Origin of the sequence: Acidovorax sp. CCYZU-2555, from assembly GCF_018413525.1 — a bacterium.
Lineage (GTDB): Bacteria > Pseudomonadota > Gammaproteobacteria > Burkholderiales > Burkholderiaceae_C > Comamonas.
The window spans coordinates 1-14,923 of sequence record NZ_JAHCDD010000110.1; the positions used below are offsets into that span (position 1 = coordinate 1).

The following is a 14,923-nucleotide window of genomic DNA, read 5'->3' on the forward strand; positions in this document are numbered from 1 at the left end:
GAATTCAGGAGCGGTTGGTCATGTACCAAGGTAAGTCGAGGGAATGGGTTGAGAAGAACACGCGCGCGGCGCACGGCAGCGCTGGTGCATTGCGGCCTAACATGCTGGCGCTGATGGTGTCGGCGGCCGTGGCCGTGATGGCCATTGCGCCCAGCGCGGCGAAAGCGCAGACGGCGGCCGCGCAGGAGACGCGTCTGTCGTTCGAGCTGCAGGCCCAGCCGCTGCTGAGCGCGTTGCGCGCCTTCGGCCGCCAGACGCAGCTGCAGGTGCTGTTCGACGACGCCTTGGTCGAGGGCCGCCAGGCCGCGGCCGTGAGCGGCAGTCTGTCGCCGCGCGATGCGCTCACGCGCCTGCTGTCGGGCACGGGCCTGGTGGCGGTGAGCACCCAGCCCGGAACGTTCACGCTGCGGCCGCAGTCATCGGCCAACTCGACGGCCACGCTCGCGGCCGTGACCGTCACGGCGCAGGCCCTGGGCGGCGGCGTGACCGAAGGCACGCGCAGCTATATCGCGCCCGGTCCCAGCACCACGGCCACGCCGCTGGCGCTGACGCAGCGCGAGACGCCGCAGTCGGTGAGCGTGATGACCAGCCAGCGCATGGAAGACCAGGGCTTGACCACGATCCAGCAGACGCTGGCACAGGTGCCGGGCGTGCAGGCCAATACGCTGGGCACCGAGCTGGGCGGCGCCAGCGCGCGCGGCTATTCATTCAAGAACTACCAGTTCGATGGCGTCAACACTTTCGTCCAGGTGCTGGGCGGCGGTGCCGTTCCTGCGGCCACCGTGGCCGACATGGCGTTCTACGACCTCATCGAAGTGCTGCGCGGCGCCTCCGGTCTGGTGACCGGCATGGGCGACCCTTCGGGCACCATCAACATGGTGCGCAAGAAGCCGACCGCCGAATTCCAGGGCTCGGCTGAGGTGGGTCTGGGTTCGTGGGGCGACAAGCGCGGCGTGATCGATCTGTCGGGCCCGCTCAACGAAGCCGGCACCGTGCGCGGCCGCCTGATCGCCGTCGGGCAGGATGCCGACAGCCACATCGACAACTACGGCCGCAAAAAGGGGCAGATCTACGGCGTCATCGAGGCCGACCTGACCAGCAGCACGCGCGTGACGGCCGGACTCGAACACGAGCGCACCAAGGTCAAGGGCCAGGGCTCCTACGTCGGTTTTCCGCTGTGGTTCAAGGACGGCTCGCGTACCGATCTGCCGGTGTCATTCACCGGCGCGAGCCGCGACAACCGGCTGGAGCTGGAGTCGACCAAGGCCTTCGCCACGCTCGAGCAGCAGCTGGGCAACGACTGGAAGCTCAAGCTGTCTGCCAGCCACGCGCGTTCGTCGCACCGCGAGGAGCGCACCATGCTGAACTCCGACAGCGCCTTTTATGACACGGCTGGCAATGGCGTCAACCTCGGGTCGTCCAGGCGCGTGGGCGACATCGAACACAGCAATGTCGATCTGAATGTGAGCGGACCGTTCTCGCTGCTGGGACGCCAGCATGAGCTGGTGCTGGGCGCGGCCTATGAAGAGTATGACCAGCTGATGCAGTCGCGCCCCGACACCAGTGGTCTGAGAGGCAGCCCCGCCAATCTGTTCACATGGGATCGCACCGGCGCGGGCGTCTATGGCCCGGTCAATGTGAATTCGCAATACAAAATGCGGCAGTCGAGCCTCTATGGCGCGGCGCGCTTTCAGGTGAGCGACAAGCTCAAGCTGATCACGGGCACGCGCATCGTCTCGCATGACTACAACTTCGACGAAAGCTGGGCGACGGGCAGTTCGGTGACGAACACTTCCGAAAACGGCGTCTTCACGCCCTATGCCGGAGCCGTCTACGACATCAACCAGGACCATGCGGTCTACGCGAGCTACACCACGATCTACCAGCCCCAGTCGGCGCGGGACCGCAACGGCGCAGTGCTCGACCCTACCGAGGGCGCGAACTATGAAGTGGGGCTCAAGAGCGCCTGGCTCGACGGCCGTCTGAACACCGCGCTGGCGCTGTACCAGATCCGCCAGAACGATGTGGCCGAAGCCGATCCCGGCTACTTCGTTCCCGGCACCATCGACACGGGAGCTTCGCGTTCCGCCAAGGGCATCAAGACCCAGGGTCTGGATCTGGAGGTTTTCGGGGCGCTGGCGCGTGACTGGAATGTCTCCGCTTCGTGGACCTACAGCCAGAGCAAGAACGTCGACGGCACGCTCACCAATACGACGTTCGCGCGCAACATGGTCAAGCTGTGGACGACCTACCGCCTGCCCGGCGACTGGAACCGCCTGACGCTGGGCGGCGGCGTGAACTGGCGCAGCAAGACCTACTCCACGGTCACGCCCTGGCAGCTCAACCGCGACCTGTACTGGGAGCAGAAATCCTTTGCGGTCGCGAACCTGATGGCGCGCTACGAGTTCAGCCCGCAGCTTTCCGCCACGCTGAACGTCAACAACGTGTTCGACAAGAAGTACATCGCCTCGGTGTCTGACTGGTGGAATTCGGGCAACTACGGCACGCCGCGCAGCGTGGCCTTGAACGTCAAGTACCGCTTCTGACGCCTGCATCGCACAGGGCCGCTGCTGTCCTTGCACGGATGGCAGCGGTTCGCGACGGAACTCATGCGCAATCCATTTCGATCGAGAGCACTTCGGACGATTTGCTTGTTTGCAAATGAAAACACAGTCGTTTTGAATCTAAGGCGCGCTCACTAGCATTTGCCCCACTGCAATCATCTGGGGTCGAGAGAGTGAACAAACGTCGTTTCCTGCTGGCCGCGCAATCGCTGCTGGCCCTGTCCGCCTGGGGCGTGACCGGCGTCGCGCGGTCCGCCGTGAATCCCAAGACCAAGCTGGTGGTCGCCGACCAAAGCGAGCTGCTGCGCAATCTGCTCGATGCCAGCGGCGAGCGCAAGCGCCTGGGTTTTCAGTTGGAGCTGCCCAATTTCGCGGGCGGCCCGGCGATCTTCGAAGCGATTCGCGCGGGCGCGCTGGACATCGCCTATGTCGGCGACACGCCGCCCATCCAGGCACGCGCCGCGGGCGTGAACCTGCCCATCATCGCCACCTTCACGCGCGAGCGTGCGCAGTACCGGCTGGTGCAGCGCGCGGGCGCCAACATCCAGCGCCTCGCCGATCTGCGCGGCAAGCGCGTGAGCTATGTCGAAGGCTCGGGGCGCCAGGTGTTCCTGGTCGAGGCGCTGACGCGCGCCGGCCTGGGCCTGGGCGATGTGCAGTTGGTGAATTTGCGCGTGGCCGAACTCAATGACGCGCTGCGCGCCAATGCCGTCGATGTGGCGGTGCTGATGGAGCCGCATGTGACGCGCCTGGCCAAGCAGATAGGCGCCACACCCGTGCCCGATCCGCAGGAGCGCAATCTGCTGCCCGCGACGTCCTATATCTATGCCCGCCCCGAAGTGCTGGCCGATGCGCAGAAGGCCGAGGCCATCAGCGAATTTCTTGCGGCCTTCGTGCGTTCCGGCAAATGGAGCAATGCCAATGTCGCGCAATGGGGCCGCCACTACTACACCGACTTTCAGCGCATCGATGCCGAAAGCACGGCGGCGATTCTGGCGTCGCAGTCGAAGCTGCTGTTCCAGACCGCGGCCGAAGCCCAGCCCCACCACCAGAAGCTGATCGACATCCTGCACGCGGCCGGCACCTTGCCCAAGCGGCTCGATGCAAGCACTTCGTTCATTCCTACCTATGACAGCGTGATCACGGCCAACCGATGAACGCGCAGCACCCACCATTGCCAAGGAGTTGCGCATGACGCAGTCGAATACGCTCGCCGCCCCGGCGCGCTGGTCGGCGCCGGCCGAGCAGGCCGTCGCGAAGAAAGCGCGGCCGCTGGTGCCGCCGCGGCTGTCGCCAGGCCGTTTGCTGATCGGGCCGGCGCTGCTGGTGGTCATCTGGGAAGCGGCGTCGCGCCTGGGGTTCCTGTCGCCGTCGACACTGACGGCGCCGTCGCAGGCGCTGGTCACGGCCTGGCAGATGGTGGCCGACGGCAGCCTGCTGCCGCATCTGCTGGCCTCGGCAGGGCGTGCGTACAGCGGACTGTTCCTGGGCGTGATCGCGGGCGTGCTGCTGGCGCTGCTGTCGGGCCTCACGCGCACCGGCGAGGCGCTGCTCGACGGCCTGGTGCAGATCAAGCGCGCCGTGCCCACGCTGGCGCTGATTCCGCTGGCCATCATCTGGCTGGGTATCGGCGAAGCGATGAAAGTGCTGCTGATCTTCACGGCCGTGCTGGTGCCGATCTACATCAACACCCATGCGGCGCTGCGCGGCATCGACGTGCGCCATGTGGAGCTGGCGCAGACGCTGGGCCTGTCGCGCAGCGAGTTCGTGCGCAAGGTGGCGCTGCCCGGCGCCTTGCCCGGATTCTTCGTCGGCCTGCGCATCTCGGTGTCGCTGTGCTGGACGGCGCTGGTGGTGCTGGAGCTGATCAACACCCAGACCGGCATTGGCTATCTGATGAACCGTGCGCGCGATTGGGGCCAGACCGACATCATCGTCGTCGGAATTCTGATCTACGCCTTGCTGGGCCTGCTGTCGGACGCCGTGGTGCGCCGCATCGAGGCGCGCGTGCTGTCGTACCGGAAAGTGCTGGGATCATGACCCATAACACCACACTCGGGGCTGTTCAGCTGCGCAGCTTTTCGCGCGGCTTCAACGGCAAGAAAGTGCTCGATGACCTGCGGCTGGACATTCCCCCAGGCCAGTTCGTCGCGCTGCTGGGCGAGTCTGGCTCGGGCAAGACCACGGTGCTGCGCGCGCTCGCCGGCCTCGACGGCGACGCGCAAAGCAGCGGCAGCGCGAACGCACAGGGCAATGTCTCGGTGCTGTTCCAGGATTCGCGGCTGCTGCCCTGGCTCACGGTGATCGACAACCTGACGCTGGGCCTGGACGCGGCGGCGGCGCGGCCCGCTGCCGAACAGATGCTGCGCGATGTGGGTCTGGACGACAAGGCCCATGTCTGGCCCAACACGCTGTCGGGCGGGCAGCTGCAGCGCGCGGCGCTGGCGCGCTCGCTGCTGCGCGAGCCGCATGTGCTGCTGGCCGACGAGCCGTTCGGCGCGCTCGATGCGCTGACCCGCATGCGCATGCACGGCCTGCTGTTCCAGCTCGTGGAGCGCATCAAGCCGACGGTGATTCTGGTGACGCACGACGTCGACGAATCGCTGCTGCTCGCCGATCGCATCCTGGTGCTCAAGAACGGCAGGATCGCGCAGGACTATGCGGTCGATCTGCCGCACCCGCGCCGGCCCGATCACCCGCTGTTCATGGATCTGCGCACCACCTTGCTGCACAGCCTGGGCGTCGAAACCGAACTCGCATGAAAGAGCAGCCATGACACGACAATTGCACCTGAATCTTTTCCTGATGTCGCGCGGCCACCATGAAGGCGCGTGGCGCCATCCGGGCGCGAATCCCAAGGCCTTGACCGACCTGGATCTCTATGTCGATGCCGCGCGCATCGCCGAGGCCGCGAAGTTCGACGCGGTGTTCCTGGCCGACAGCCTGGTCGGGCCCGAGAACGGGCAGGTGATCTCGTCGGGCATGCTCGAGCCGCTGGTGCTGCTGACCGCGCTGGCGCTCAAGACCGAGCGCATAGGCCTGATAGGCACGGCCTCGACCACCTACAGCCACGCCTATACGCTGGCGCGCCAGTTCGCCTCGCTGGACCATATCTCCAAGGGCCGCGCGGGCTGGAACATCGTGACGTCGTGGGCCCCGAAGGCGGCGGCCAATTACGGGCTGGACGCCGAAGTCGACCATGGCGACCGCTACCGCATCGCCGAGGAATTCGTCGCCGCGGTCGATGCGCTGTGGCGCAGCTTTCCCGCGAGCGCCATCGTCGACGACGCGGCCGCGGGCCAGTATCTCGACGCGGCGCGGATACGGCCCGTGGATTTCAACGGCAGCCATGTCCGCACGCGCGGCCCGCTCAACGTGCCCAGCAGCCCGCAAGGCCGGCCGCTGTACGTGCAGGCCGGCCAGTCGGAAGCCGGCCGCGCCTTCGCCGCCCAGCGCGCCGAAGCGATCTTCACGGCCCATGGTTCGCGGGAGTCGGCCCAGGCGTTCTATGCCGACATCAAGGGCCAGGCGCAGCAGCGGGGGCGCCGACCCGAAGACATCGTGATCCTGCCGGGCATCAGCGCGGCGATTGGCTCTACGACCTACGAAGCCCAGCAGGTCTGGGAAGAACTCGACAGCCTGACCAGCATCGAGGTCGGTCTGGGCCGGCTGTCGGCGCGCTTTGGCGGCCATGACTTCTCGGCGGTTCCGCTCGACAAGAAACTCACGCGTGACGATTTTCCCGACCCGAACCTGGTCGAAGCCTCGAAGAGCCGCGTGATCGGCTATGTCGACACCAGCCTGCGCGAAGGCCTGAGCCTGCGCCAGCTGCTCAAGCGCCTGGCGGGCGCGCGCGGCCATCTCGCGGTCGCGGGCACGCCCGAGCAGGTGGCCGACATCATCGAGGACTGGTTCCGCCATGGCGCGGCCGACGGCTTCAATGTGATGCCGCCGGTGATCCACCAGCAGTTCGAGCTGTTCACCAGCGAAGTCGTGCCCATCTTGCGCAAGCGCGGGCTGTTTCGCCACGAGTATGAAAGCCATACGCTGCGCGGTCACTTCGGCCTGGCGGAACTCGCGCCCGCGCCGGCTGTGGGGCGCGCGGCAGCGGACGGCGTCGCCGCGGCGGAGCTGGCCCAGGCCTGAGCCGCAGGGGGCTTGCCAAAAGGTGTGGATTGCTCCCACGATAGGAGCATGCAATCTTCTGCTCCACCGTTTCGCGCGCCGCGCTGGCTCGCGGCTTTCTGTCTGGTCATGGGCATGGTGCTCGCGGGCGCAATGGCCCGTGCACAGGCGCCCGGCGCCGGCACACCGGCGGCCGCGGTCCAGCCGATTGCGCTGCAGGACATTCTGGCGCGCGCCGATGACGACCAGCAGCGCGTAGACCGCGCAAGGCGCCTGCTGGCCGCGCCCGATCCGCTGGGGCCGCTGCAGGCGTCGCTCGACGCCATCGCCGCGCCCGTGGACGCCAAACTGCACAACGTCGCCGGCGCCGCGCTGCGCGAGCTGCCGGTCATGCGCCTGGAGAGTCTGGCGCGGCACTGGCAGTTCGATGTTCGGCGCCAGGAACGCTGGGAAGCCGACGCGCGCCGCGCGTTCGCGCCCTATGCCGACAGCGCGCTCTATCTGGCCCAGCGCCGCGCCGCGTGGTCGGCAACGCGCGCCCAGGGCTTGCTCGACGGCCTGCCTGCGGCGCTGGCCGAACGCGTGGACGGCATGCTCAGCGGCATCGATGCCGCCGAAGCCGCGCTGGGCGTTGCGCTGTCGCGCCAGTTCGCGCTGATGCAGCAGGCCAGCGAACTGAAGGCGCGCATCGATGCGGGCGGCAGCGATGTCGCCGCCGCCATCGCCGAGATCGACCGCGGCCTGCTGCGCAAGGACGCGCCCGCGCTGTGGCAGGGGCTGGAGAAGCCCGATGCGGCGGCGCTGTCGCCGCAGCTGCAGATGGACCGCGGGCTCGACATAGAGCGGCAGTTCGCGATCGACTACAACGCCGCGGACACCGGCAATCAGCGCGCGCTGCAGGTGGTGCAGTTGCTGCTGCTGCCCGTCATCGTCTGGCTGGTGGTGCGCAGCCGGCATGTGCTGCCTGTGGGCGATGGCGCGCCTGTGGCCGCCACGCTGGCGCTGCGCCGCCCGCTGTCGGCCTGGCTGCTGCTGTCGCTGCTCGCGGTGCTGGCCTTCGAAGCCGATGCGCCGCTGCTGGTGCAGGAGTGCGTGCTGCTGCTGGCGCTGGTGCCGGCGCTGCGCCTGCTGCCCGCGGGCACGCTGCGCGCGCTGGGCGCCTGGCCCTATGTGGCCGTGGTGCTGTACGTGCTGGACCGCGTGGGTGTGGCCGTTCCCGTCGACAAGGGCTGGTACCGCCTGTATCTGCTGGGGCTCAACGCGCTGGCGCTGGGCCTGACCGTCTGGCTGCTGCGCCGCACGGCGCGCCCGCCGCAGATCACCGCCGGCGCCGGTCTCCGGCTGAGAACCACGGTGCGCGCCGTGGCCTGGGTCGTGCTGTGCCTGCTCGCGGTTGCGGCCATCGCCAACGTCGTGGGCAATGTGTCGCTGGCCGAAACGCTGACCAGCGGCGTCATCGACAGCGGCTACATGGCCTTGTTGCTGTATGCGGGCGTGAACGCCTGCCTGGGCCTGCTGCGCGCCTTGTTCGGCCAGCCCGAGCTGGTGCACAGACGGCTGGTGCGCGAGCATGGCGCGCTGGTGCAGACCGCCGGCACGCGCCTGCTGTTGCTGGCCGCGGGCATCGGCTGGCTGATCTACAGCATGGACCGGTTCCGCGTGCTGCGCCCCTTGCATGACGCGAGCACGACCGTGCTGGCGTTCGGCATCAATGCGGGCGAAGTGTCGATTCATCTGGGCGATGTGCTGACGTTCGCGTTCTCCGCCTGGCTCGCGCTGTGGGCCGCGCGTGCCGTGCGCCGCCTGCTGCGCGATGAGCTTCCGGGCCGTGCGGGCCTGCCGCGCGGCGCGGGCAACAGCATTGCCTCGCTGAGCTACTACGGCGTGCTGCTGGTGGGCCTGCTGATCGCCCTGTCGGCCGCGGGTTTCAAGGTGAGCCAGCTGACGCTGGTGTTCGGCGCGCTGGGCGTGGGCATAGGTTTCGGGCTGCAGAACGTGGTCAACAACTTTGTCTCGGGACTGGTGCTGATGTTCGAGCGGCCCATACAGCCCGGCGATGTGGTCGACGTGGCGGGCATTTCGGGCACGGTGCGCGGCATAGGCCTGCGCGCCACCGTGATTCGCACGTTCGACGGCGCGGACGTGGTGGTGCCCAATGGGCAGCTGCTCAACGGCAACCTGACCAACTGGACGATGTTCGACCGCAGCCGGCGCGTGGAAGTGGTGGTCGGCGTGGCCTATGGCTCCGATCCCGGCCGGGTGATCGCCTTGCTCCAGGCCGCGGCCTGCGAGACGCCCGGTGTCGCAGCGACGCCGGCGCCGGTGGTGCTGATGACGGGCTATGGCGACAACGGCCTGAACTTCGCGGTGCGGGTCTGGGCCCAGGACCAGAATGATTGGAGCGCGCTGCGCAGTGCGCTGCTGGCGCGCATGCTCGGGGCATTGAACGCCGCGGGCATTGCGATTCCCTACAACCAGCTCGAGGTGACGCTGCGCTCTGCCATGCCGCCGATGGAGGGTGAGATCAAGCCGGGAACAGCTTCTGGATCTGCTCCAGCGTCACGGGCTTCTGGAAATAGTGGTCCACGGTGACGAAGGTTTCGCGCACGCGCGGGTCATCGGGCGGGGAACCTGTGACCGCGACCAGGATCACATCGTCGCCGAACTGTTCGCGGAACTGGCGCGCGAGTTCGAGGCCGTCCATGCCGACCATGGTGATGTCGAGCATCACGCAGTGCGGTCGGTCGGTCTGGGCCAGTGCCAGCGCTTCTTCACCGCCATAGCACGCGCGGGCCTGGTGGCCCATGAGGCCCAGCAGCATGGCAAGCGAGTCCGCGGCATCCCTCGAGTCGTCGACGACGTAGACTGTCAACTGGTCCACAATATTCCTTCACGTGCGTGATCCGCCATTGTGCCTGTTTGGCGCTGGCAAAAATACTCGGTAAACCCATGGACAAGCAAGAAAACCACGCGGTCGCGAGCGCGGACCGTTTTCGGCTTCTGGTCGAATCCGTGCAGGATTACGCGATCTTCATGCTCGACCCCGCAGGCATCGTGCTGTCCTGGAATGCGGGCGCGGCCCGGCTCAAGGGCTATGCGGCCGACGAAGTCATAGGCCGGCATTTCTCGATTTTCTACCCCGAGCCCGCGAAGCAGAAAATGTGGCCCGACCATGAGCTGCTGCTCGCGGCGCAGAACGGCACCTACGAGGAAGAGGGCTGGCGCGTGCGCAAGGACGGCAACATGTTCTGGGCGAACGTGGTGATCACCGCGCTGCGCGACTCCGACGGCACGCTGACCGGCTTCGGCAAGGTCACGCGCGACCTGACCGAGCGGCGCCTGCAGGAAGAGGCGCTGCGCCAGAGCGAGGAGCGCTTCCGGCTGCTGATCGAAGGCGTGCGCGACTATGCGATCTACATGCTCGACCCCCTGGGCATGATCCAGAGCTGGAACAGCGGCGCGCAGCTCATCAAGGGCTATGCCGCGAGCGAAGTCATGGGCCGGCACTACAGCATGTTCTTTCGCAGCGAGGACGTGGAGGCGGGGCTGCCGACCAAGGAGTTGCGCGATGCTCTGCAGCAGGGGCGCACCGAGGAAGAGGGCTGGCGCGTGCGCAAGGACGGCTCCACTTTCTGGGCGAACATCGTCATGGCGCCGATACGCGGCGCCGACGGCACCCATCTGGGCTTTGCCAAGGTGACGCGCGACATGACGGAACGCAGCCGGCTGCGCAATCTCGAACATTCGTCGCGGCAGATGAACGAGTTCCTGGCGATGCTGGCGCACGAGCTGCGCAATCCGCTCGCTCCCATACGCAACGCGGTCTCCATCCTGCAACTCGAGCCCGCGCCCAGCGCGACGGTGCGCAACAGCCGCGACATGATCGACCGCCAGCTGTCGCAGCTCACGCGGCTGGTCGACGACCTGCTGGACGCGGGGCGCATGACCAGCGGCAAGATTCGCATCAAGCCCGAGCGCGTGTCGTTCAACCAGATCGTGGCGCGCGCGGTCGAGGCCGCGCGGCCCGGCATGGACGCGCGCACGCATGTGTTCAAGCTCGTCGTGCCGGCCGATGATGTGTGGGTCAATGCCGACGAGATGCGGCTGGTGCAGGTGTTGCAGAACCTGCTGAGCAATGCCTCGAAGTTCACACCCGCGGGCGGCGCGATCACGCTGTCGGCGAGCGTCGCGCAGGGGCGGCTGCATGTCGACGTCACGGACAACGGCGAAGGCATTTCGCCGGCGTCGATGGAAAGCATTTTCGAGCTGTTCTCGCAAGGCGACGGCCTGGCGGCGTCGCGCCAGTCGGGCCTGGGCATAGGCCTGTCGCTGGCGCGGTCGCTGGTTGAAATGCATGGCGGCTCGATCTGGGCATCGAGCCCGGGCGCGGGCCAGGGCAGCACTTTCAGTTTCGAGTTGCCGGGTGCGGAGATTCAGGCGCACCGGACTGCGGGCATGGATTCGGACGAGAACCGCGGCCTCACGGCGCGCGTGCTTGTGGTCGACGACAACCGCGACGCCGCCGACAGCCTGGCCGAGATCCTGCGCCTGCTCGGCTACCGCGTGCGCACCGCCTATGACGGCCGCACGGCGCTCGAAGCCGCGCTCCAGGACAAGCCCAGCGCGGTGTTCCTGGACATAGGTATGCCGGAGATGGACGGCCCTGCCGTGCTGCGCGCGCTGCGCGCACAGCCGGGTGGCACAGCGATTTTCGCCACCGCGGTGACCGGCTATGGCGCCGAGGATGAACGCGCGGAACGGCCTGACTTCTCGGGCTTCGATGCCCGGTTGCTCAAGCCGGTGGCGCTCGCCGATCTGCAGGAATTGCTGGCCAATGTGCGGCTGGCCTGAGCGGCGCGGCGCAGATATATCGATGCCGTCGAACGGACCCTCGCAAATAATTCAATAGATAGTTGCCCCGCCAGAAACTACGCTTGTGCCGTGACTGAAGTGCCTTCCCGCAACGGGCACGCAGCGCGATAAATGACAAAAAGCACAAGGAGACAACCATGGCGGAAATGAGCCAAGACCACCTGTTGGCGCTGGTGGACAGCAAGCAGATCGCAGCGGGCACGCGCCCGCGGCCCATCCCGGTGAACCGGGCCGGTGACACCGGCTTCGCATTCGCCACGCGCGAGACGCTGGAGCGCGTGCGCCGCTGACCCTGCGGCCTTGACCCTGTTCTTGCCATTGCACCTTCCCTAGAGGGAAGGCTTGAATCCTTTCGCCTGTCACACCATGAAGTCCCTGCACCATTTCACCGCGGCCGTCGTTGCCGCCGCCGCCGCATGCCTGCCCACCCTGGCCAGCGCCCAGACCCCGGCCGCGTTTCCCAGCAAGCCCGTGAACATCGTCGTTCCCTATGCGGCCGGCGGCCCCGTCGACAACCTCGCGCGCGCTCTGGCCATTCGCCTCAACAAGACCTGGGCCCAGCCGGTGGTGGTCATCAACCGCACGGGCGCCAACGAGATCATCGGCGCCGAGTTCGCGGCCAAGAGCGCGCCCGACGGCTATACGCTGTTCGCCGCGACCGAAGCCGCGCTGAGCATGAACCCGCATCTCTACAAGAAGCTGCCCTACAACCCGCAAAAGGATTTCGCGCCGATCTCGCGGCTGATCAGCGTGCCCATGGTGTTCTTCGTGCCGCAGAACTCCAAGGCGAACACGTTGCAGGAATTCATCGCCCAGGCCAGGCAGGCCGGCAAGACCAAGCCGCTGACCTACGGCTCCTCGGGTGCGGGCGGCATCGTGCATCTGCCGCTGGCGATGTTCGCCAAGCAGGAAGGGCTGGAGATGGTGCATGTGCCCTACAAGGGCGCGGCGCCGCTGATCCCGGAAATCATCGCCGGCCAGATCGACGCCGCGGTGCTGGGCGTCTCGGTGATCGAACAGCACATCAAGGGCGGCCGGCTCAAGGCGCTGGCAGTGTCTTCGCAAGCGCGCAGCGTGGCGCTGCCCGATGTGCCCACGTTCCGTGAAGCCGGCGTGCGCGACATCCAGGCGGTGTTCAACATCGGCCTGCTCGCACCCGCGGGCACGCCCGCGTCGCTGGTCGAGAAGATCTCCGCTGACGTGCGCAAGATCCTGCTCGAGCCCGAGTTCCGCAAGACGCAGATCGACGCGTTCTCGTATGTGGCCGTGGCCTCGACGCCCGCTGAATACCGCGACTTCCTGGTGCGCGACTACCAGGTGCAGGGCGAGCGCGTGCGCGCCTCGGGGGCTTCGCTGGACTGAAGCTCTTGAACTTGGCGTGGCCCAGCGGGGAGGCAGCGAGCAAGGGCCGCCCCGCAGCGAGGCTGCCGTCCCCCTCCACCGAAGGATGAGAGGGGGAAGCCGCGAAGCGGCTCAGGGGGTGTTACCTAATCGCGAGGCCAGCGGTCTTGATCGCCTGGGCGTAGCGCGGTTGTTCGGTCTGCAGGCTCTTGGCCAGATCGGCCGACGAACCGCCAGCGACCTTGAAGCCCTGGGCTTCGAGCTGGGCGCGCACTTCGGGCAGCTGCAGCACCTGGTTGATGTCGCGGTTGATCTTCTGCACGATGGCCGGCGGCGTGCCGGCCGGCGCGAAGTAGCCCTGCCAGCTTTCGACCGAGAAGTTCGGCAGTTGGGCGGCTTCGGCCACGGTGGGCACGTTGGGCAGCGCGGGCGAGCGGTAGTTGGTGGTCACGGCCAGCGCGCGCAGCTTGCCGGCGCGCACATATTCGGTCACGGCGGCGAGCGTGATCAGCGTGGCATTGGTATGGCCGGCGATCACGTCGACGGCAGCCGGGCCGCCGCCGGGGTAGGGAATGTAGTTGACCTTGGCGCCGGTTTCCTGGGCCAGGATTTCATGCGCCACATGCGCGATGCCGCCATTGCCGGGCAGCCCCAGGCTGATGCTTTCGGGCTGGGCCTTGGCGCGCGCCAGGTATTCGGCCAGGGTGTTGATGCCCGTGCCGGGGTTCACGACCAGTATCTGCGGGTTGACCACGGCCTTGACGACGGGGGAAAAGGCGCGCGCCGTGTCATAGGGCAGATCGCGGAACAGGATGCCGTTGAGCATCAGGCCTTCGCCCTGCTGCAGCAGCGTGTAGCCATCGGGCGCGGCCTTGGCGACCTTGCCCGCACCGATGGTGCCGCTGGCGCCCGCGATGTTCTCGACGATCACGGTCTGGCCCCAGAGCACGGACAGGCGTTCGGCCAGCGTGCGTGTCAGCTTGTCTGCGCTGCCGCCCGGTGCCACCGGCACGATGATGCGCACCGACTTGTTGGGGAAGGTGGCGGCCTTGTCGGTGGCCGCGTGCAGCGAGGACACATACAGCGCGCCGCCGCCTGCCGCGGAAAGTGCAATGGCCGACGCCAGGGTGCGCAGGAAGAAACGTTTGGTGGTCATGGGTCGGCTCGCTCGGCGGGGAAAGAAGGAATGGCTCGAATCTAGGGGCCGCGCGCCGGCGCGTGAACGAAGCTTTTCAGCTAACGATCTGCGGTTTTCTTCGTTGGACAAGCGCGCGTGGCTGCGTACCGTGTTGGTAATTTCCCGGAGACCCCCATGACCCAGACCCATGTTTCCCTCGATTTCAGCGGCAGTGATGTCGCCAGCCGCCGCACCGCTGCCGTGGCCGACTTCATCGCCCAGGCGCGCCGCCTGGTGCCCGACCCCGAGCGCGCGACGCCCGAACAGCTGCGCGCCGTGGCCACGCTGCTCGAGCGCCTGGGCACGCAGCGCGAGCTGTTTGCGGCGGAGCATTTCCCGGTCTCGGAGCAGAATCCGGCCCAGGTCTATCGCCTGAGCGAAGACGCCGCGGGCCGCTACGCGCTGTATCTGTCGACCGGCCTGCCGGGCAAGTCGCAGCCGCCGCACGACCACACGACCTGGGCCATCATCGCCGGCGTCACGGGCAACGAGCGCAACATCTTCTTCCGCCGCGACAAGACGCAGGACGCGACGCGCGACACGCTCACGGCCGAGCGCACCGTCGACGTGTCGGCGGGTGTTTCCGTCGTGCTGTCGCCCACCGATGTGCACACCATCGAGCTGATCGGCGACGAGCCCGGTCTGCACCTGCATTTCTATGGCCTGGGCATCGATCGCCTGCCCGGCCGCGTGGTGTTCGAAAGCCTCGAAGGCGGCAGCTTCCGCACTTTCGGCCCGCCCAAGTCCATTCATCACCCGCTGATCTCGCCCCAGGCGCTCAAGACCGCGCTGTTCGACGGCGAGGAAATTGCGGTGCTCGACGTGCGCGAGACCGGCGTGTTCG

General features: G+C 67.3%; 12 protein-coding genes. 10 read left to right on the forward strand and 2 right to left on the reverse strand.

The genetic code is table 11. The features are described from left to right. Positions 1–20 precede the first annotated feature (20 nt). The 6 genes from KHY18_RS25115 to KHY18_RS25140 all read left to right on the forward strand — a co-directional run bounded on the left by KHY18_RS25115 (position 21) and on the right by KHY18_RS25140 (position 9,281). Positions 21–2,546 carry a TonB-dependent siderophore receptor gene (locus KHY18_RS25115; protein ID WP_213306586.1) on the forward strand — a complete coding sequence of 842 codons (2,526 nt, stop codon included), beginning with the start codon at positions 21–23 and terminating at the stop codon, positions 2,544–2,546. 191 nt (positions 2,547–2,737) lie between these two features. Then, positions 2,738–3,721 carry an ABC transporter substrate-binding protein gene (locus KHY18_RS25120; RefSeq protein ID WP_213306589.1) on the forward strand — a complete coding sequence of 328 codons (984 nt, stop codon included), beginning with the start codon at positions 2,738–2,740 and terminating at the stop codon, positions 3,719–3,721. 34 nt (positions 3,722–3,755) lie between these two features. Continuing rightward, on the forward strand, positions 3,756–4,604 hold the full coding sequence (locus tag KHY18_RS25125; RefSeq protein ID WP_213306592.1) for an ABC transporter permease: 849 nt from the start codon (positions 3,756–3,758) through the stop codon (positions 4,602–4,604). After that, the gene (locus tag KHY18_RS25130) at positions 4,601–5,326 is read left to right on the forward strand and encodes an ABC transporter ATP-binding protein (protein WP_213306595.1); all 726 of its coding nucleotides are present in this window, start codon (positions 4,601–4,603) and stop codon (positions 5,324–5,326) included. Before KHY18_RS25125 ends, KHY18_RS25130 begins: the two co-directional genes overlap by 4 nt. Positions 5,327–5,336: 10 nt before the next feature. Next, positions 5,337–6,710 (forward strand): LLM class flavin-dependent oxidoreductase, encoded by a 1,374-nt coding sequence (locus KHY18_RS25135; protein ID WP_213306598.1) that lies wholly within the window; start codon positions 5,337–5,339, stop codon positions 6,708–6,710. Positions 6,711–6,758: 48 nt separating this feature from the next. Then, the gene (locus KHY18_RS25140; protein ID WP_249729374.1) at positions 6,759–9,281 is read left to right on the forward strand and encodes a mechanosensitive ion channel domain-containing protein; all 2,523 of its coding nucleotides are present in this window, start codon (positions 6,759–6,761) and stop codon (positions 9,279–9,281) included. On the opposite strand, the gene KHY18_RS25145 is transcribed toward KHY18_RS25140, so the two are convergent. Continuing rightward, a complete protein-coding gene (locus KHY18_RS25145) occupies positions 9,214–9,570 on the reverse strand; it encodes a response regulator (protein ID WP_213306601.1) in 357 nt (118 codons plus the stop codon). The two genes, KHY18_RS25140 and KHY18_RS25145, sit on opposite strands and share 68 nt — an antisense overlap. A 68-nt stretch (positions 9,571–9,638) precedes the next feature. Here KHY18_RS25145 and KHY18_RS25150 point away from each other — a divergent pair, with 68 nt between their 5' ends. The 3 genes from KHY18_RS25150 (at position 9,639) to KHY18_RS25160 (ending at position 12,923) form a co-directional block, all read left to right on the forward strand. Beyond that, positions 9,639–11,540, forward strand: coding sequence for a PAS domain-containing hybrid sensor histidine kinase/response regulator (locus KHY18_RS25150; protein WP_213306604.1), 1,902 nt, complete (start codon positions 9,639–9,641; stop codon positions 11,538–11,540). 167 nt (positions 11,541–11,707) lie between these two features. Next, the gene (locus KHY18_RS25155) at positions 11,708–11,851 is read left to right on the forward strand and encodes a hypothetical protein (protein WP_213306607.1); all 144 of its coding nucleotides are present in this window, start codon (positions 11,708–11,710) and stop codon (positions 11,849–11,851) included. 76 nt (positions 11,852–11,927) lie between these two features. Beyond that, positions 11,928–12,923, forward strand: coding sequence for a Bug family tripartite tricarboxylate transporter substrate binding protein (locus KHY18_RS25160; RefSeq protein WP_213306610.1), 996 nt, complete (start codon positions 11,928–11,930; stop codon positions 12,921–12,923). A gap of 121 nt (positions 12,924–13,044) precedes the next feature. Here the strand turns inward: KHY18_RS25160 and KHY18_RS25165 are convergent, their stop codons facing one another. Continuing rightward, positions 13,045–14,058, reverse strand: coding sequence for a tripartite tricarboxylate transporter substrate binding protein (locus tag KHY18_RS25165; protein WP_213306613.1), 1,014 nt, complete (start codon positions 14,056–14,058; stop codon positions 13,045–13,047). Positions 14,059–14,214: 156 nt separating this feature from the next. Between KHY18_RS25165 and KHY18_RS25170 the strand changes: the two genes are divergently transcribed. Continuing rightward, positions 14,215–14,923 (forward strand): cysteine dioxygenase family protein (locus KHY18_RS25170; protein WP_502769408.1); only part of this gene is annotated, 709 nt, incomplete at its 3' end.